The organism is Mesorhizobium sp. M0019, assembly GCF_040323975.1.
Taxonomy (GTDB): Bacteria; Pseudomonadota; Alphaproteobacteria; order Rhizobiales; family Rhizobiaceae; genus Mesorhizobium.
Genome location: NZ_JAMYVK010000046.1, coordinates 40,697 through 60,000, shown reverse-complemented (window position 1 = coordinate 60,000; position 19,304 = coordinate 40,697). Strand labels below are relative to the sequence as shown.

Sequence of the window (19,304 nt, the reverse complement as noted above, 5' to 3'; positions counted from 1 at the left end):
CCGCTCAGAGATTTGTAGTCGGGATTGTCGAAAACGCCCGTTGCCACGTCGCTGCCTGACGCTTTCTTGATTCCGGTTCTGGTGCGATAGCCGACCTCAGAGACTTCCAGGGTCTCCCGGCTGAAACTGACGAAGGGCGGTCCGACGGGATACGCCGCCTGGAGGACGCGCGGCGGCATGCTGTCGCCGCCCCATTCGTGCTGAAGCAGCACCGGATTGATCGCAACGACATATGCGTCGTCTTCCGCGACAGCTCCGTTCTCCCGCCACCGCGGGTACTGAACAAGGGTCTTCTGGTGAATGCTGTTGAGATACCTCAACACGAGCTTCTCGTTGGGTATCTCATAGGCCTTTCCCATCACGAGCGGGGGAACGAAATCCGGCTTTCCCTCGTCACCCCGCGTGGGGCAGACGCATTCGAACCATATTTTCCGCCCGTTCCAACTATCCCGATGTCCGGCCCAGGCTTGGGGGCAAGAACGTCCGCTCCCTTGAGGATGAAGTAGGTCGCGAGGTGCATCTCCCAGTAGCAGGAATGAAAATTCGTGCGGATGCGGACAAGGAAATCCTCGTCGGCGTACGGCTCGAAGATTTCCCAAAGCTCCTCGCAGTGCGCCCGCGCCTGCGCGCTTCGCTTATGCTCTGCCCGGCGCGCAGACTCGAAAACAGCGTCGACGCCTTCGCCGTCGAACAGGACTCGCTTCGCCATGCGTCCTCCAAACGTCGTGTTGCCGCCTATCCATCACCAGGAAGGCGTAACATTCAAGTCTTGCCACCTCATGTGATTGCGCGGCAGGGCTCTACTTGCCCGCGTTCGTTCGCCTCTACGCTGATCGTGTCCGGGTTCGGCGCGACTACACCGCGGCTCCCTTGAGCCCGCAGACCTCCGCCATCCGATGCCAACCCCTTGGGGCGGGAACTGTGCAGCCTGGAGCAGAAGGCGACCACGACTGGCTTCGTCGTCGCTCTCGCGCCGCAAGCGATAGGGCGACTGCCCGCGCACCCCTGCTTTAATCACATAAACCTCACCGATCCGGTGCAGCGCTTCCTTCGCGATGGCGATCCGGTGGATTGCTGGACGTCATAGAACTTGCGCCGCGTATGTGCCCAGCTATCGGTGAAAATGATTCGCCTTTGACCGTTGGTTGATCGAGGCTGGCATAGCCGTGTCGCTAGCGACGATGATCGGATGCGAACACGTTCTTCGCCGGGCGTTCGTGCAACGCTTCCAGCCAACAGCGGGCGCCGCCAACCTGCTCGCGAGGCTAGAGCAAGCGAGGTCAACTCCGTGTCGAGCATAGATCTGCGACTGGCGATAACCTGGGGGTTTGATCGCAATAATTGAATTCAGCACCTTCGCCAGCAGCGCCGGCGATCGGCCGCTTCCGTGCCGGTGACTTCACAATTGCCTCACTAACACGGCATATTTCGGCGTAGGGTGCGGATGACCCGAAACTGCGCCGGAACCCTTGCGTCCGCACCGCATTGCCATCGCCACCCTTCGGTGCGAAGACACGACGCGCATTAGGCATCGATTGCCGTCATCCTGTCGGGCGGCTGCACGAATTCCTGCAGCAAAAGCCCTGCCGGCGTACCGTCCGTCCAATGCAACGGGCCCACGCCTCGCGTGCTTCTTCTGCGCAACGCCGAACTGCACGCTCGCCAGCGGCACAACAACCCCGTGACGATCCCGTGCTTGCGCGACCTGCGAGACAGGGCGCTCTCCAACGCACTGGCGCGCTTTTGCCCGTCACTGAGAAAGCGTCAAGCAGGTGCCTGGATCATCCTTCGGTCGGCGGTCAAGCTCGATTCCGGCGGCGTTCCACTAGCACTAGTGCCAACGACCGGACGGGCGGAGGGATGAAGATGCGCCCGCCAGTCGATTTCGACCGGACCCTCGTCCAGTCGGTCACGCCATGTGCGCAGGCTCGTCGGCGAAAGATGCAGCGCGGCGGCGTATTCACGGATGCCCATTCTGCTCCAGTTCATCGCCTCGCCATGCATCGCCCAGAACGCCTGCACGGCACTGTTGCGTACATCCGTGCTCACCGCAAAGCGCAGCCAAGCGCGCTTTTTCTGCCGCTTCGCTCGCTCTTCCAGGCGCTTCTGACGGCGCAGTTCCGCCTGATATTCCGACTGCTTACGCGCCGCGTCGTTGCCCGCGAAGTACTTCAGCCGGCGATCAAGCGTGTCCTTCGTCAGGCGATGCACACGGCAATATTCCGTCCGCGTCAGACCGCTGCGCCGCCAAGCCTCGACGTGAACCACCCAATAGGACTGCCGCGCCTTGTTCTCGAAATGTCCCAAATTCACCGGAGATCCTCCATGCAACGAAGGAGCCCGACATGTCGCACTATTGCACTACTCAATCTGGGTGCAGAAACCGGACGCTTACAGGCAACCGGACGATGGCAGGATAAAAGGGAGCACATTGCGCTGCGGTTGGATCGTTGTTTTTCAATGGGTTACGAGGTGATTTTGCAATGTGTGGGTGTTTCCTGCACATTGCGAGAATCACGAATTCTCAGCTATTCCCGTGGCTTAGTGCAACGTGCGGGAGCCATTCCCACGCTTTGGTGAGGATGAGGCCGGGAAGGGGGCGTGGTCAGAGACTGCGCTGTGACAGCCTCTCGTCGGCACACAACGAAGTGGTGGATAGTCAACGTCGGAACCACGTCGACCTGGCATGCAGTGGCTCGCGATCGGCAGCCAGTACGCCTGCCGGAGAGAGGCTTCACTACGGCCCCGATAATCGACCTCGCCAGCGTCGGCCGTAGGATGGCGGCCGAGCGCTGGCTTGTCGGCTGGCGCCACAGTGGATCCCTAGGTCTCACAACCCGGTCGCAACGGGCCCGCGCCCAAATCGGAGCCTCCGCCCCAGGGTGGTTGGGCGCGGCATCCTTTCCGAGATTCAGTCGCTGCGCATCGCCCAGCCGTACTGACTGTCGTCTGCCAGGGGTCGCTCCATCCTGACACGAATGCGCAAACCGTCGTGTTACGGTCTTATAGTTTCACGTCACTGGCCTGATCGTCATCAAGGCAAATGGGAGAGTTCGCCACGTCTAGGATCAACCGCCGCGCCTTGCTCCTCTACTCTGGCAGCGCAGTCGTCGCCTCGACAGTTGCGGCAACGGCGCTCGGTACTGAGCCGCCAGGTCGAGACCGAGGACCGGTCGATAGTCTGCGACCGCTGATTGAGGCGCACAAGATAGCTTATGCCGCGTTCGGTAAAGCCCTGCACGAGATAGGCGGTGGACGCGGCGACTCCGCCAGAGCCAGCCGGGAAGAGGAGAGGGCGCTGCTCGCCATCTGCGGCTATGTTGCGGTTGAGGAAAGGGATCGGCTGGCCAAGGCCCGATATCTATTAGAGATCGAGGCGCGCGGTGAGCTCGACCTCGCACAGCATATGCAGGCGGTTCTCCGATCGACGATGTGGAAGGCATGAGGCGACCGGAGCACGGTCGGTCAGCTACTGATTGTCTGGTATGCGCCTCATCTCGGACATCGAGAATGGAATCGACGCTCCCCTAAAAGCGAACATAGTTGGCAACGACGTTGGCACTCGCTGTCGCGCCAAAGTCGACGGATTTCGTCCGATGGTTGATGACAGCACGGCAAGCGGGCGATCTTTCAGGTAGCCGTGAGAGCACAGCGTGCGATTGTTCGCTGTTGCGGCTTTTGACACGGCTGCTGGCATCAGCAGCGACGCGCTGCCGAGAGATCTACTGGGGTACCGCGGATGTCCGAAAGTCGACGACGGTTGACGACCCCAATGAAGTCGTAGGGTTCTGAAGTTCGTGGCATAAACCAGTACAAGACTAGAACGTCGTCCTGTCCACCCTGTTCAAGCGCACCCTCTGAACAAGCTCTGAGATTACGCTCAAATTGCTCCGGTTGCACTGGAGCGCCGACTGCGACCGCGATTGTCTGCATTTTTTTGCTGGCGCCGAAAGTAATGCCCGAGTGAAAGAAAAGATGCGGATTACCGCTCGTCTTTCTCATTCCCTTCTTCATCAACTTCTCAATCTGTTTTTGTTGCGTGATGTCAACGTTCAGGAGACGATGGCCGAATCGTGTCCAGCCTTCCGGCAGCCTCTTTTCTAGAGAGGTTAGGAGTTTTGCCCAGAACTCGGTGGTCGCAGCAGACGGTGACGACAGTCGAACACCTCGGTTTTCGTCACGGACATACTTTAGGGTGGCGGATAAGCCATACCAGGCGTGGTGGCTTCCATCATATTCGTCCTCACCGATGTTGAATCGGGTTCTCGAATATAGGGCAAGAAGGTCCAATTCGTCCGCCGTGTAGGTCGCATTTCGCTCAAGTTCCGCCCTTCGGCTCAGATAGTGACAGCGTTCGATTTCCGTCGGCACCAGCTCGAAGACTGTTTCAAGGTCGAACACCGACATCGTTGGCGCGATGTCCGATTCTTCGGGCACAAGACCGACTTGTTTGAGCTGCGGCCAATGGGATGACAGGGGCCCTACGACATCTTGGACGATATTCACCCGTACAATGTCGCGAACTTCTTTGGCCCGAATAATGAGCGGGCCCTGCCGAGTCGAAAATGATAAGGGCCCGCTTGTGCCGACGATGCGCTGTTTTAATCGCAGCGACTGTTTCGAAGGCGCGACGATCAATTCATTCAACGTGTCTTTCAAGCTTCGGAAAGCCCCCCGACGGGCCGCGGCGCTTATTTTGGCCGACTTTGCCTCGAATATGAGCACAGTCTTGTCAACGATCGCCACAAGATCGGATTCCCAAGTGGTCACCCCGCCGTCATCGCTCCATTTCACCTGCTCGCGAACATCGGCATGGGGTAAAGATTTCCGCACCGCAGCACTTAGTCGAGCTTCTAACCAGTCCGCACGCGCTTTCTCAGCAGCCTTCTTGATCTTGGGCAGCTTCGCGCATAGGCTTTCGACAATCTCTGCCAGGTGCACACCTAGGATTTGAGGACCGACACAGAAGAACGTTTTGTCGTCCAGCTTAATGAGCGGTTTGCGTTGAACCGGATTGTCAAGATGCAGGTGTTGAAGGTCCGCTTCTGTAACTTCACCGAACCTTATCGACAACTGCGAGAGTACAGCGGTGATCGACTGCCTCTGTTCGATTGGCGCAGCTGCTACCACCTCAGCATTGGAGAATCTGAAAAGGTTCATCCAGCGTTGTTCGTTGATGTTCCACAAAAGTGCAAAAAGCTGCTTTTGATCATGTAGGAGCATCGCTGCGCGGGAGGAGATCTCTGATTGCTCATTTGGTTCGAGGTTTCGGATGAAAGCCTCAAGCATCGCCTTTCCGGAGTTCTGTTGGGTCATCCAAGCGCGCATTTCTTCCAGATGACCCTGAACCCGGCTTTCACATATGTCGATGATCGCCGAAAGCGCAGCAACGACTTCTGTCGCGTCGCAACCGTAGTGATGCCGGAACGACCCATTGACCGACATCGCTAGCTCTGAAGCATACTGCCGAGTTTGAAACCCCTGCCGCGGCCCTCTAACTGCCAGCGTCCAGCGTTGGATTAGGTTCAACATTTCCTGTCGGCGGTTTTCGGCTGCGTCGGGCGAGACTTTGCTTTTTGTTTGATCCTGATAGGCCCGCGCATTCTGACCGATCAGGTCGATGATGCGCTCCGTGACCAGCGGATAATCGGTTTTAGGATCGGAGGTGACGCGGTGACGTGAGAGAGCCAGCGCCTGAATCAATTCAAGGTGAAAAAGCTCCAAGCGGGATTTGTGACCCGGCTTTGATGGATTCAAACCGTGAATAATCACCGAAAAGGCGGCACGTACCAGAAACTCCAACGCATCGACGGCAGTCGTCTTTTCGACGAGCTTAGTAAGTGTCTGCCGAAACAGATCGGTCGCGACGCTTCCTGCTGCATGAGCGGCGGCTACTTCTTCGTCACTTAACTGGTCCGAGCTCATTTTCATCTCTTTGCCGCCATGACGATCTCTTTACAAACGGCAAGCTCATCCGGGCGCGTGCCTTCCATCGATCCCACTGTCCGGCCCTGCGCAGGACGCCTCGAACGGAATGCCGAGTTCTTCGCCCGATCAGATCGCGCACGAGATCTTCGAAGTCTGCCCCGGTGAGGGCACGGCTGTTGGCTGTGTCAGTTATCGTCCAGTCGACGGGCAAGGCGGACGCCGGGTCCCGCTCCATTCTGTGAAATGAATTCGATCCCCGCCGCTTCCAACGCAGAAGATATCGCCTGAAGTGTTGCCGTCCTGGGAAGCGTTTGAGAGCTTTCAATTCTGGCGAGCGTACGAACTGTCACTCCAGAGGCGTTTGCCAAGTCCTCTCTCGTCCAGTCAATCAAGGCCCGAGCTGCTCGGATCTGCTGAGGCAGTATGTCCGTTTTCATGACATTCATCTTGTTAAAAGTCACAAAAAGTGACATAAACGATGGTTACTAGCGGCCACACCGGTGCTCGATACACTCGGTGCGGCCTGACCACTACCAAGCTGTTAGGAGCTCGGATCATGGCTTCTCTATTCGGCGGCTTGGGGTCAAGCGCTTTTGTCATTTTCTGCCTTACCAGCTTCTGACATCATTCGCGGGTTCGTGCTTCTCTCCGGGATCGGCCCATTGGCCCTCCCTTGATGGGATTCAGAGAATAAGGCGGAACAATCTGATTCGCGTCCTGGCCAGCATGACATGACCGGTGCGCCCATGATCGCGAACTCACCTCATCCTTCGTCCCGCGAAGGACATGCTTCCGCGCTGGGCGGAACTCTCTACCTCTTCTTCCCGGCCTTTTGTCACACGGCTGACGCCATGGTTTCCCGCGTCCAGCGGAACTCGCTGTTGTCCAGCCACATGCGGTGCATGACGACCGCCAGGCGACGTGCGAGCGCGACTATCGCCCTGCGCAAGCCGCGCCGCTTGGCGACGTTCATCGCCCAGGCCTTCAGCCATGACCATTTCTTCACGTGCGTCAGCATGACTTGGGCTGCTTCATAGAGCAATGTTCGCATCATGCCGTCCCCGCAGAGTGAGATGCCTCCAACGCGCTTGCTTTCGCCGGACTCGTCGAGCTTCGGTGTCAGCCCCAGGATCGGCCCTACCGCCTTGGAGTTTCTGAACCGTTGTGGAATGTCGATCGTCGCGATGTACGCGAGCGCCACTATGGAGCCGACACCAGGGACCGTCATCAAGCGCCGGCAGGTAGCATCGCCCCTGGCGATCGCCAGCACTTGTCTGTGCAGGTGCGCAAATTCCTCGCGCAGCTTCCGCCTGGCGGCCAGCAGGTGGCTCCATGATCTGTTCGAGATCGGGCATGCATTCGACAAGCTCACGGATGCGGTCCTCGAACTTCGCCGTTCCCACGGCGCCGACCTTGAGCCCGAAGTTGCGCAGAAGACCGCGGATGTCGTTCTCGATCGCGATCGCCTTTTCCTGCAAGATCTTGCGGGCCGTCAGCAGCACCCGGCGCTTTTGGCTCGTCAGCGTCTTGATGTGCACCGGGCGGAATAGGTTGAGCCCACGCAGGCCGTCGATCGACAGCCTAGTCTGGCGGACACGGCTATAGCCACGGGTGCTGAGTTTGCTCCATGATGGGGGTGTGAAATAGAGTCTTCTTCAGCTTATCTCGCGATTTTTTTATGACGTCGTTTAGTTCATGCACGTTGGAATCCCAGTGAGCTTTCAGATATAGTTCACCGGGCTCCAATTCAGATCTTATTTCGATCCAAAGAGATGCCCGACCATCGAGGTAAGACAGAAGCAGCTCAAAGGCTGCGAAGGCCGCGGCCGGGTCGGGAGCATCGAGATATGCGCGGTACCAGTGGCGCGCCCAACCGTTTAGCTCAAAGGCTGCATGGCTACCTTGATAGACCGATGCCAGCCATCCATCGACGGGCTTCCGATCCGAGAACTCGTCCCAAAGGTTGATGAACGGGCTAACGGCATCGGAATACCCAAGTAGGGTGTAGGCTTTAGCGATGTCGCCGGCTCGGCCACTTGCTTCACCGTCACAGATGATGCGCTCAAGCCAGCCAGTATGACCGTGTCTGAGAGCGGCTTGCACCAGGGCTGCCAAATCCTGATCCGTCGTTGCCGCCGACAGTACACGGGTGCGCATCCCGTCACCATTTTCACCCACAGGTGATTCCATCGGCAGGAGCAACAGGCTTTCGTTTTTCATAATTCCGCTCGCCATCGCCTCAGTGAGTTTATCCCAAAGGACTTCGGCTTGCGGCGCGCCCGCTTCGAAAAGAGCCCGGCAAAGCGAGATAAGCGGAAATTCATCCATGAGCACAAAATTCGGAACATCGCCGATTTCACTGAGCCAACTAGCCAGCCAGGGCAGGAAGCCGTTCGGATCCTGGGAAATCAATGCTCGTATTGCCCCCTCGTGCCGAACCCAGTGATCGCCAATCGGGCCAGATCGCAATACAAGCGACCTCTGCAGGGCCGTTCGCAAAAACGCATCGTAAGCCTGCGAAATGGTGATGTCGGTAGGATGCCAGATTAACTGCAGGGCAACCACCTCCGGGTCAGCCCTCTTTAGGAGGTCTGGCTGTCCCAAAACCTCACTTGCCGCGAGCAGCGCGCGAGAAATATGTGCCCGATCAACGCGATTTGCCGCCGATTTTGCATCCCTGCCGCTTGCCGCGACCGCCGCCATGACGGAAGGCTCACGTGTTGCGGGCGCCAACTCAATAGCCAAACGCCTGACATCTTCATCCCCGTCGGATATGAGAGAAGCCAAATCGCTCCATCCGCCCAATGTCGCGTCCGCCGACCTCTGGGTCAGATAATATAACGAGACAAGCTTTTGAGCCTTTGTGCCGGCGAGGGGAAACATTGCCAATTCTTCGCGAAGAAGCGGCTGGTCCAAATGCGCTAATGGGCCGTAGAGCAGGGCGAGTTCGTTCGCGTCCTGGCATTCTTCCCTAATGATCGTAAGCTGCTCGCTCAGAGTAGTACCCCAAAGCCGTATTTCCAGCCGACGAGCGCGCCACCAAAGGAGATCCTTCTGATCAAAGAGTTCGCTGCCGTCGAGTACGCGGTCTATCGCGTTGATGAGGTTGTGGCGTTCCTCGGCAGACAACAGCATAAGGATGCGGTGCGTCCGGTGCACGAGGCCCCATAGTTGTTCAGAGGTGCGGTCTGATGCACTTCTGGCCGCCTCAACTGCGATTTCTTGCAGAACGGCCGGATCGAGGCGCGCCAAGGTCGTCTTGACGCCTTCCAAGCGAATATCATCGTCGCTGTTCTGACGGTGATGAAGCCACAATGAGCGACCGTGAACGCGCTCTTTCTGGATATCGTGATCTGGCTGTTGCGATGGGTTTCGAGGGTCGATCCATGCCGGTCCCGCCGTTTCCCCATCTCCTCCCGATTGCTGGATTCGGCTTCTATCAAGCATATCTTGGGCGCGCGGATCAGCGAGGGCCTCGAGAAGGTGGTTCGCCGCGCTGTGAGCAATGGCGCCTCCGATGGTACGAAGCCGTTCGATCCATTCATAAAATACCAACTCGAAAGGATCTGCGTCCTCTTTGTTAAGTCGGAAAACCCAGGCAAGTTCGTCGATATGGCGTGGCACGCCCATCACTGCTCGACTGAGCCCCCATGCCGCATAAGCACGAATAAAGTGCGCTCGGGGCAGAAACGAGAGTATGCCGAATACTCTGTGGCTAAACCAACTGACGTCTCCCGATGTGCGGAGTTCGATTTGTGGCCATTCCGAACGTTCGATGTTCTGCCATTCTATTAGAGACGCTGTGGTCCGAGCCCGGTTCTCTAGCGACCGTTGCGAGTTGGGGTCAATACGACCCAGCAAGCGACCTTCGTCGGGGTCTTCCCAAAGCCATCCCAGCCATTGTTCCGCTCGGCGGACAAGATGCGAGGCAACTTGTGGGAAACGATAAGCCTGCACCATTCCTTTGATAAGGATTTCATCGGAGAAGACCCCACTTCCCTCCCGTGAAAGCCATGTGTCCTCAATATTCTGGCACATGAGATCAACGTCGATTCCGATGAGGCGCCAGTAGGCATCAAAGTCAACTTGCATGAAGTTCTGTTCTGAAAGCCAACGTTTCAATATGGCTCGCCGGGCGCCACGACCGACTTCGGGGTCAAGTAAGGCGACGGTTGTCGCGGCACGAAGGATTGAAACACCCAATCCTTGGCCTTTGAAAGGGTCGACAAAACCGGCGATGATCGTGGCGGCTGATCCGTCATCAGAGGCCTCTCTCAATTCGTGCGCAAGCGTCAGTCCTAGCGCGAATGGCGTAAGTTCGGGGTTGACGCGAAACTCATTCGCGCGCGTTCCCGGCTCCAGCCAACGTCCAGCAACGATCTCCCCAAGGGTTTCAAGTAGATCCTTCCGTTCCTTTCCGCTGTCCCTTCCCAATCGATCAAGCAGCTCGCTTCGGGTGAAGGCCGAACTTTCAACCGAGGTTCTAAGTGTTGTTCCGATTTCACGAACAAAATCCTGAAATTCCGCATCGGTGATGGCGAGCGCCGAACCGCGCCGGGCGATACGGTTTTTCCAATCCTCGTAGGCCAGACGCTCTGGGGTGACGTCTCCGCTCTCAGCAAGTTCCTTTTGTCTCCTGATGGCGAGCAACGAAAGACGAGGAACCTTCATCATGGCCAGCATGGGGTCGGCGAACCCATTCCGGGTGAGGCCGTGGCTAGCGAGCAATAAGTCGAGCTCCGCTTCGCTGAAGTTGGTGACAGGAATCTCAATAGGTTCCGGCGTAAGAGGCGCGAGCTTCTGCAGGTCCGCCCAATGGTCAGGCCAGCATGTCATCAAGACCGCAACCCGGCCCATCCACCGCTCGTCGTACAAGGGTTGGAAAAAATCCGCCCAGTCGCGTTTCGTCCAGTTTTGGTTGAGGCCATCAATGACAAGGATGAATTGAGGACCATCGATATTGGCACGCCGCCATTGATCGAGCCGACGCTGCCAAAACACGCGGTCGCCATGTTCGAGGCGCCCGGCAAGCAGTCGGCTGATCAAATCCTCGACGTTCTCGTCGCGGATTTCCTTGGCTGATACAAAGATCGTGAGCGGCAAAGGCTCCGGCCTCGCAGTCCGGTCAATCCACCAGGACAAGAACGACCATGTCTTGCCAACGCCTTCGTTGCCGACAAGAACCGCCGGACGCGAACTTGCCGACCATCGGTCGAGTTGTTCGTCGAGTGTTTTGCGGGTTATCCGCGTTTCCAGCGACGCGAGAAGATCATGCCCTCGGCCGCCCAAGCGTGCCCCTGCGTTTGCTTGGTGTCGAAGCGCAACTAGCATCCAGCCGTGCATTGCTTCTGTGGCCGCGGCATAGCCTATGTCCGCCGCACCAAGTCGATTTCTCAGGCGATCACGAAACCTCTCGAAATTGGCGTGAATTCGGATTGTCGCGATCGAGTTGGCGATAGAAATGTCGCTCCCGATGTGCGCTTCCATTGCTTGCGGGGCTTCAGCACACAAGACAGCGAGATCGGGGAGGACGCCGTCTGCCGCCGGCCAATCGAGGATAAGAACCGAAACACCGTGAGACGTACCCGATTTAGATAGCTGCTCGTAGTCGGAAGCCGAAATCTCCCGGGTAGCCGCCAGCACCCATAAGTCGACCGGGTCTTCCTGGATCGCGGCGTCAATCAGCTTTGCTTGCAGTTCATCCAGCCCCAGCCGTGTGTTTTCTCCGTACCGTTTGCCTTCGAGCCCGATCTTGATCGTATTGCAATTAACTGCCCTGACGTCGGAACCGCCTTGAGGGCCTGATTTCGCAAGCCTGAAAAGCTCCCCGGTGACTTCGGATAAAATGTCTCTCATCAATCCTTCAAACCCGGACGGACCCGTCGCTTCAAGGGCACGGAGGCGCGAGGCGAACTCTGCCTTGGCATCATCAAAATTCATATGTGTTCTTCAATTGTTTCCTCAGGTCGTCGCTGTCGTTGATTCTGGACTCTAACACAGACTGCCTGACCTCCGCTGGCGCTTGAATCAAGGGAGGTAAATCGGGATTTTTGTTACACAAACCATTGCACATCAATCACAAAAATGGCTGTTATCGGTTTGGAAACAATGGGATGCAGTAAGGACACTCGGTCTCCAAAGCCGCAGGCCGTTTTTAACATGAATGCCATCGGGGCTGTGTCGAAGCGGCACGATCGTAACCACAGCAATGGATTTAATGCGGGTTCTTAGCCGCTCGAGATTGCGGTGGTTGCTCATCATCAACCTTACTTGCGCGAATTACGCTGCCCTCGCTGCTCGGATGGCGTGAAGCATTTCCGGCCTGAGATGCGTATAGCGCCGCAACATCTTCCAATCCTTGTGACCCGTGACCAGCGCTACTTGTTCAATTGTGAATCCAGCCTCGAAAAGACGGCTCGTGCCTTCGTGTCGCAAATCATGAAAATGAAGGTCGTCGATGCTCAGTCAGCGCATCCTCGGCGGAAGGCGGTGCCGACTGACCTATGATTGAACGGGAAGTTTCGATCATCGTCATTGCTGCGCTCTGCCCGCTGCTCCTCAATGGCCCACGCATCATATCCAGTTGCCGCGAATAGCGGTATGCGCTGATTGTTGCCGTTCTTCGAGGGGTCTTTCCTGTGGCGGATGAGAAGCATCCGCGTGCGAAATTCCAAGTCGGACCAACCCACCTTGCAGATTTCCTCCTGGCGCATTGCGGTTGCGACGGCGAAACGTATGATCTGACTAACCGGTGCAATTTGACGAGGGTTTGCATCGAAGTGACTGATGAGCCTGTCGAGTTCATCCTGCGTCGGGCCGCCTGTCGCGCTGATGGCCTTTCCAACCAGGCCAAGCCTCTTCAGGCCGATACGCGCGCCAGATCAACCGGCTCGACCTTGACAGGTAGACCGTGAACGGCGGCAGCATGAGACAGGATAAGTTTTACAAAGCCGATGTCGATGCCGAGAGTCGTCGGTCCGGCACCTTGCGCGGCCCGGTCGCGACCAAAATGAATGAGCCGTTCGCGATCGAGAGCCGCGATGTTGCCCTTCCCCAGATGTCTTTGGAGCATATCGAGGGCGAGGGGACTTGCCTACATCGCACAAGTCGTCGATACGAAGGTCGACGAGTTCGCCCCAAGTTTTCAGGCGCGCTATACGGGACTCAATCGGCTTCTCACCGCGATTGACTTGGCGCTCCCAGCGCCGTGCGTCGTCTCGGCGCAGGAAGGTCTCGCTGACGTAGCGACCTTTGCGACGGACTTGGACACGCCAGGAACCGGACGAGAGCTTTGTGTAGGGGGCCATTTTTTCGTGTGCGCTCCGTGTGCGCTGAGAGACCGAAAAAATCGCTGTTCCTATGGCCTCCGGCCGGAGCGCAGCGTTCACCTTTGCTGTTCGCACAGTGAGGATGCAGCTTCAGCATGGCGCTGGCATGCGTGCGCTCAGCATCTGCAAGAGCTCGCTTGCGTTGGAGAATTCACGATGGCACCCCTCGTCACCTGTGAGGGGTTCAGACGGATGCCGCAATATCTGACCGCTATCGATGGCAGGACCTGGATGGGCTGCGCCCGCTGTCTCAAGGTCTGCTCGCGCGAGGTCATGCATCTTTACGGCGTCGGTGCGGGTGAAATCCTCAGCGTCTGCGACGGCGAGGATACGATTCGACGGCGAGCTGGATCGCATGATCATGGTTCTCGACCATTGCCGGCCTTTGCATTGCCTGCGGAGCCTGGCCCCCGCTTCTGCCCGAAGAACTGCCCGACCCATGTTGCGGCCGACGCCGTCGCTCCATGACTTGATAGGACAAACCAGGAGAACGGCACCATGTTTGCCCAACACTATGCCCGGCTCAGCACTGGCCAATGGCCGCAGATCGAGCTTGAGAGGAGGTTCGACCAGCATGTGCTTGCCTGTGTGCTTTCAAGTGCGCTCGAGGAGATCGAGGCCGGCGAGGCGACTGCGACGGAGGCAACCGGCCTTTCGCGCGCCGAGCTGCGCGATGTCCTGGCCCGCAGTTTCCCTGCTATTCCAATCAACGCGTTTGCCTTGGAAGAGATGAGCGAGCCCGAGCCGGATCTGGAGGAAGAACTTCTGCGTGGACTGCTGCTGGAGCATGCCCGGCCGGGCGACAAGGCGAGCGCCCGCTTCGCCAAGATCATCGCCCGGCGTGCCATGCGCAATGACCATCTCTGGCAGGACCTCGGCCTTTTTAATCGGACCGAGCTCGGCCGCCTGCTCGCCTCGCATTTTCCGACGCTGGCGGCCGGCAACATCCAAAACATGAAATGGAAGAAATACTTTTACCGCAAGCTCTGCGAGGCCGAAGGTCTTTCGCTGTGCAGCGCGCCCAGTTGCCGGGAATGCAATGATTTCGAAAGCTGCTTCGGCCCGGAGGAAGGCGAAAGCCGCCTCACACGGATCAAGAACGGCATCGCCTCGGATTGAGAGCTGCTCTCGTCAGTCGTACAGCCCCAGCGCTCGCGCCCCGCCATATGTCTCTTGTCGAATGTCGACGGACGCCTTCGAGGATTTGAATGCTGTGCCTGCTGTCCGATTACTCGTGATGCTCGCTTCGGCGGGCGCCGTATGGCGGTGCAGGACCCGACCCGCACCATCACCGCCGAGCAACTGGTGTTCTCCGGGCCGTTGCTGCTCGCCTGCCTGGCCGGGCTCTATTCGGAGCGGGCCGGCGTCTTCGACACCGGGATCGAGGGCAAGATGCTGGCCGGCGCCTTTGCGGCGCCTAAGGCGGCTGCGGTTAAAGGCTCGGCCCGGCTCGGCCTGGGCGCCGCCGTAGCCACCGCCGTGGATTTTCGCGCTGGTGCACGGTTTCGCCTGGATCACCCATCGCGGCGGCCAGATTGTCTTCGGCGTCGGCATCAATTTCATTGCTGGCGGCTCCACCATCATTCTCGCCAGGCCTGGTTCCGGCAGGGCGCGCGCCGGCGCTCTCTGAAGACTCGCGATTCGATCGTTGTGCCCAGCGCCGAAGCGGTGCGCGGCGAGTGCCGGTGCTCGGGCCGGTCTATCCCGAGCTGATCTACCGGGCCATTCGCTGCTGGTCTGTGTCGCGTCCCTGATGGTGCCATCTACCTGTGGTGCTGTTTAGCCCCCGCTTCGGCCTAGGGCTTCGCGCGGTCGGCGAAAATCCGGCCGCCGTTGATACTTGGTATTTCGGTGATTTGGCTGCGCTGTCGTGCGGCATCTTCACCGGCGTTCTGACGGGCATGGCCGGCGCGTAGCTGTCGCTCGCCCAGAATGCCGGCTTCGTGAAGGATATGACCGCCAGCAAGGGTTCCATCGCGCTGGCAGCGCTCATCGTCGCCAGATGGAAATCGGTGCCGGTGAGGTTCGCCTGTCTGGCGGCGAAGGTCGCCATGGCCCGGAGGTGAAGCCGGCGAGGCGCTGACGCTGGTCCATGCGAGATCGGAGGCCGACACGGAACAGGCTGCCGCGGCGGCGATCCAGTCGGCCTATACGCTCGGCGAAACGAAGCCTGCAACCGCCAAAGTCATCATGCGGAGGATCGCGCCGCGCCGTGCATGCGATTGCATCTCTCGTCCCGCTGCGCTGCTGAGGCCTCTTTTGTCAGGCGGTCTAGGTTTCGCGCTTCGGGCCGAGCAGGAACACTGTCAGGGCGGCGAGGAACGTGGCAACAGCACTGTAGGCAATGGCACTGGCAATCCCGGCATTGTCCACCAATAGTCCGCCGAAAATCGCGCCGGCTGCGATTGCCACTTGGAACGCTACGACCATCAGCACACCGGCGCTTTCGGCCTGCTCGGGAACGGCGCGCCGCACCATCCACGTCTGCAATCCCACTGGCACCGCGCCGAAGGCAAAGCCCCACGCGGCAACCGCAATCGCCGAACCCGAGGCCGATGCTCCCGCCGTCAGCAGCGAAACAGCGGCTATCGCTATGAGCAGCGGGGCAAGGGCCGCGACTGCCTTGAGACTGTACTCGGCCAGAAGCCCGCCGGCCAAATTGCCGAAGAATCCGCCGATGCCAAAAGCAAGCAACACAAGCGAGATCGTGTCGACATCCAGCGCGGGAACCTTCTCGAGGAAGGCGCGGATATAGGTGATTCCGGCGAAGTGGCCGGAAGCGACCAGCAGGACGACCAAAAGCGCGACCTTGACCATCGGAATCTTGGCCACATCCAGCAGGCTGCGGAAGCTAGCCACTCCGACCGGAGGCAGCCTCGGAATGGTTATGAGTTGCACCAGCAGTGTAGCGGCGCCGAAGGCTGCGGCGAGCATGAAGGCGCTTCGCCATCCCCAAATATCGCCGACATAAGCGCCGATTGGAGCTGCGCAAACGGTAGCGACGGAAACGCCGGTGAGGATGATCGACATCGCGCGCGGCAGGAGGTGGCTTGGAACGAGCCGCATCGCCAGGGATGCCGACATCGACCAAAAGCCTCCGAGCGCTATGCCGAGCACGACGCGTGCAGTCAGGAGAACCGCCAGCGACCACGCGCCGGCCGCCAGAACGTCCGACAGGATCAGCAGCAGCGTCATCGCCCACATGACGATCCTGCGGTCCAGGCGCTTTGTGATGATGGCCACCGTCGGCGCCGAGATCGCCCCGACGATAGCGGTCGCCGTCATCGCCTGTCCAGCCGCACCCTCGGTGACACCGAGATCATGCGCGAGGGGCGTGAGCAGGCTGACAGGCAGAAACTCTGCCGTCACCAACCCGAAGGTGCCCAAGGAAAGCGAAATGACCGCACCCCATGCGGGACCAGACGGTTGGTCGGGCTTTTCTGGGTCGTGCAGAACAGCGTCCATGACGCCTGCTGCGGATTGGGTCATGAACGAAGTCTCCACTTTGATGCAATGCAACGTGATGTTGGCTGCCTTGACCCAAATCTAAAAACACAAGCGCATTTCCCGGCGGCGTTGCACGGAGGAGGGGATGTTCATTGCTTCGCGATATTTTGTGATGGTGCGGCGCGCAACATCGATGCCGGTTTCCTTCAGCCGGACAGCGATGTCCTCATCGGAAAGCACGTCGCCGGGAGATTCTGCGGCAATGATCGCTTTGATCCGATGCCGGACAGCTTCGGCGGAGTGCGCATCGCCGCCTTGGCAGGACGCGATCGCGACGGTGAAAAAATACTTCAGTTCAAAGACTCCGCGCGGGGTAAGCATGTACTTGTTCGAGGTCACCCGGCTTACCGTCGACTCGTGCACGCCGATCGCGTCAGCGACGGTTCTAAGATTGAGAGGCCGCAGGTGGGCGACGCCATGTTCCAAAAAGGCATCCTGCTGACGCACGATTTCAGCCGCAACCTTAACGATCGTCTTGGCGCGCTGATCGAGGCTGCGGATTAGCCAGTTCGCGTTTTGCAAGCATTCGTCGAGAAATGCTTGATCTTTCGAATTTTGGGCAGTTTGACGCGAGACTTCGGCATAGTAGCTTTGGTTGATCAGCAGCTTTGGCAGCGTGGCGGGATCAAGTTCGATCTGCCACCCGCCTTGCGGTGAGGGCGTGACCCAGACATCGGGTATGATTGATTCAGACGCACCGGATTGGAATCGGTTCCCAGGCTTGGGATCGAGCGCCCGAATCTCATGCATCATGTCGAGAAGGTCTTCTTGATCGACGCCGCAATGCTGCTTCAGTGCCTCAAAATCCCGTCGCGCAAGCTTTTCAAGATGGGCAACCAAAGCTGCCATTGCCGGGTCGAGCCGGTTTCGCTGGCGCAACTGAATCTCGAGGCATTCTCTGAGACTTCGCGCAAAAACTCCCGGTGGATCAAATTGCTGCAAGGTTCCGAGAACCCGTTCCACAACAGCCTCATGGACATTCAGGCTCTCGGCCAGCTCCAAAAGGTTTGCCCGAAGATAGCCAGTATCTTCCAGATCGGCGGCAAGCTGGCCAGCGATCAGCCGCTCCTGGGGTGTGAACGCAGTGAGGGCGATCTGACGAGCGACATGGTCGTGCAATGTTTCGGCGAGGGTGGCAAACTCGTCGAGGGAAGGGCCATTGCCCGGCGGGTTGTTGGTCGTGTTGCCGAGTGATTTCCATTGCCCGAGCCGTTCAGGCGACCCTGCCCCGGTCGGTCCTTCAACGGCGTTTGCGCCAGGGCCGACAGGCTGATCCGCTCCCGAAATCGAGACGTCGTCAAAAGGCCCGCCATCGCTTGATGCAGATTCCAAAAGCGGGTTCTTCTCGATTTCCCGCTCCACGAACTGATGCAGTTCAGTATGCGCCAGTTGCAGCAGGCGAATCGACTCAATGAGTTGAGGCGATGCGACCATGGATTGCTTCTGGCGCTGAAGCAGGCTTGCTGAGGATTGCATGGTGAGCGCGAAAATCCTGTCGAGGAGCCTCTTGGGGCCGGCAATGGCACCACTGAGACGTATTCTAGGTCATGCGGCGGCTTTCAGCGTTTCGAGAACGTTTTGCGGGGACGAGACGCCATAGGGGTCGGCCTCGCAGTTGTCGGAGAAACCTTCCTCCTCGAACCAATGCTCCACCACGCCATTGTTGATCAGGGCGGCGTAGCGCCAGGAGCGCATCCCGAAGCCGAGATTGTCCTTGGCGACCAGCATGCCCATTTTGCGTGTGAACTCGCCTGAGCCATCGGGGATGAGCTCGACCTGCTTCAGACCCAAGGACTTCCCCCACGCATTCATGACGAAGGCGTCGTTGACTGAGAGGCAGTAAATCGCGTCAATTCCCTCCTTCTCAAACTGATCATAGAGCTCTTCGAACTGGGGCAATTGGTAGGTCGAGCAGGTCGGCGTGAAGGCGCCAGGCAGCGAGAACAGGATGACCCGCTTGCCGGCAAAGTAGTCGTCAGATGTCTTTTCTTGCCAGCGATATGGATTTGGCCCCTGGACTGACTTATCGTGAACACGCGTGAGAAAGGTGACGAAGGGAACTTTCTTTTGAACTGTCATCAAGTTGCTCCTAACGAAGAAAACTGGCGCTGAATTCTGGCAGAGGCTGGCGCAATACCGAGCAAAGGCTCGTATGCCCGGCACGGAATGAGGACCTCGCGGCTCGCAACCTCCTTTTTCCCTCCCGACGTATAGGAACGTCTTGGCGGCTGGTCTTGGCCACCCGAACGCAATCGATCTGAGCGAGCTGGACACCGGCGAGCCGCTTGGTTCCCACGGCTATGGCGCCGGAAGCGGGATCGGTCACTCGCGATCGTGCGTTTGGAAAAGGGATAGCGGCCGGAAGTAGCCAATATCGCAAGCATGTGGGGGCCTGAAATGTCACTTCACGCAGACTCGGGTCACTGGACTGGTTCAGCGTGTTGTCGATATGTGGCAGTGACCCGCCGGCCTTGGCTTGGGTGACCCTTTGACGGGGCCCTTGGGCACTCACATGCTGAACAGAACCGGTAAACGGCATTT

General features: G+C 58.6%; 15 protein-coding genes and 3 pseudogenes. 4 read left to right on the top strand and 14 right to left on the bottom strand.

Translation table 11 applies throughout. The features are described from left to right. From NKK47_RS26985 to NKK47_RS26970, 4 genes are all read right to left on the bottom strand, one after another. Window positions 1-320, bottom strand: a 320-nt coding sequence (locus NKK47_RS26985; RefSeq protein WP_352578894.1) for a hypothetical protein, incomplete at its 3' end; no start/stop codon positions are given. 38 nt (window positions 321-358) lie between these two features. Then, on the bottom strand, window positions 359-709 hold the full coding sequence (locus NKK47_RS26980; RefSeq protein ID WP_352578893.1) for a hypothetical protein: 351 nt from the start codon (window positions 707-709) through the stop codon (window positions 359-361). A 402-nt stretch (window positions 710-1,111) separates the two neighbouring features. After that, entirely contained in the window at window positions 1,112-1,363 is a 252-nt protein-coding gene (locus NKK47_RS26975) for a hypothetical protein (RefSeq protein ID WP_352578898.1), read from the bottom strand. 401 nt (window positions 1,364-1,764) lie between these two features. Beyond that, the gene (locus NKK47_RS26970) at window positions 1,765-2,268 is read right to left on the bottom strand and encodes a hypothetical protein (protein WP_502905053.1); all 504 of its coding nucleotides are present in this window, start codon (window positions 2,266-2,268) and stop codon (window positions 1,765-1,767) included. Window positions 2,269-3,043: 775 nt separating this feature from the next. Between NKK47_RS26970 and NKK47_RS26965 the strand changes: the two genes are divergently transcribed. Further along, window positions 3,044-3,445, top strand: coding sequence for a hypothetical protein (locus NKK47_RS26965; protein WP_352578891.1), 402 nt, complete (start codon window positions 3,044-3,046; stop codon window positions 3,443-3,445). Window positions 3,446-3,696: 251 nt separating this feature from the next. Here NKK47_RS26965 and NKK47_RS26960 read toward each other — a convergent pair whose 3' ends face one another. The 7 genes and pseudogenes from NKK47_RS26960 to NKK47_RS26930 form a co-directional block, all read right to left on the bottom strand. Beyond that, a complete protein-coding gene (locus tag NKK47_RS26960) occupies window positions 3,697-5,925 on the bottom strand; it encodes a hypothetical protein (RefSeq protein WP_352578890.1) in 2,229 nt (742 codons plus the stop codon). A gap of 188 nt (window positions 5,926-6,113) precedes the next feature. After that, window positions 6,114-6,365: a helix-turn-helix transcriptional regulator gene (locus NKK47_RS26955; RefSeq protein ID WP_352578889.1), complete on the bottom strand. Its 252-nt coding sequence runs from the start codon at window positions 6,363-6,365 to the stop codon at window positions 6,114-6,116. Window positions 6,366-6,763: 398 nt separating this feature from the next. Beyond that, a pseudogene (locus NKK47_RS26950) lies at window positions 6,764-7,484 on the bottom strand (IS110 family RNA-guided transposase); the annotation flags it as partial. A 43-nt stretch (window positions 7,485-7,527) separates the two neighbouring features. Beyond that, window positions 7,528-11,868, bottom strand: a complete 4,341-nt coding sequence (locus NKK47_RS26945; RefSeq protein ID WP_352578888.1) for a hypothetical protein — start codon at window positions 11,866-11,868, stop codon at window positions 7,528-7,530. Between the two features lie 339 nt (window positions 11,869-12,207). Next, window positions 12,208-12,363, bottom strand: a complete 156-nt coding sequence (locus NKK47_RS26940; RefSeq protein ID WP_352578887.1) for a hypothetical protein — start codon at window positions 12,361-12,363, stop codon at window positions 12,208-12,210. A 26-nt stretch (window positions 12,364-12,389) separates the two neighbouring features. Beyond that, the gene (locus NKK47_RS26935) at window positions 12,390-12,686 is read right to left on the bottom strand and encodes a tyrosine-type recombinase/integrase (RefSeq protein ID WP_352578897.1); all 297 of its coding nucleotides are present in this window, start codon (window positions 12,684-12,686) and stop codon (window positions 12,390-12,392) included. Between the two features lie 101 nt (window positions 12,687-12,787). Continuing rightward, complete coding sequence (locus NKK47_RS26930) at window positions 12,788-13,000, bottom strand: hypothetical protein (protein WP_352578886.1); 213 nt, start codon at window positions 12,998-13,000, stop codon at window positions 12,788-12,790. 412 nt (window positions 13,001-13,412) lie between these two features. Between NKK47_RS26930 and fdxB the strand changes: the two are divergent. From fdxB to NKK47_RS26915, 3 genes and pseudogenes are all read left to right on the top strand, one after another. Beyond that, window positions 13,413-13,724 (top strand): annotated as a pseudogene (gene fdxB / locus NKK47_RS26925) (ferredoxin III, nif-specific). 30 nt (window positions 13,725-13,754) lie between these two features. Further along, window positions 13,755-14,375 carry a nitrogen fixation protein NifQ gene (locus NKK47_RS26920; protein WP_352578885.1) on the top strand — a complete coding sequence of 207 codons (621 nt, stop codon included), beginning with the start codon at window positions 13,755-13,757 and terminating at the stop codon, window positions 14,373-14,375. A gap of 141 nt (window positions 14,376-14,516) precedes the next feature. Continuing rightward, window positions 14,517-15,292 (top strand): annotated as a pseudogene (locus NKK47_RS26915) (ABC transporter permease); the annotation flags it as partial. 235 nt (window positions 15,293-15,527) lie between these two features. Here the strand turns inward: NKK47_RS26915 and NKK47_RS26910 are convergent. The 3 genes from NKK47_RS26910 to NKK47_RS26900 form a co-directional block, all read right to left on the bottom strand. Further along, window positions 15,528-16,745, bottom strand: a complete 1,218-nt coding sequence (locus NKK47_RS26910) for an MFS transporter (protein WP_352578884.1) — start codon at window positions 16,743-16,745, stop codon at window positions 15,528-15,530. A gap of 57 nt (window positions 16,746-16,802) precedes the next feature. After that, window positions 16,803-18,239, bottom strand: a complete 1,437-nt coding sequence (gene rpoN / locus NKK47_RS26905; RefSeq protein ID WP_352578883.1) for an RNA polymerase factor sigma-54 — start codon at window positions 18,237-18,239, stop codon at window positions 16,803-16,805. A 69-nt stretch (window positions 18,240-18,308) separates the two neighbouring features. Beyond that, a complete protein-coding gene (locus NKK47_RS26900; RefSeq protein ID WP_352578882.1) occupies window positions 18,309-18,842 on the bottom strand; it encodes a peroxiredoxin in 534 nt (177 codons plus the stop codon). Window positions 18,843-19,304 lie beyond the last annotated feature (462 nt).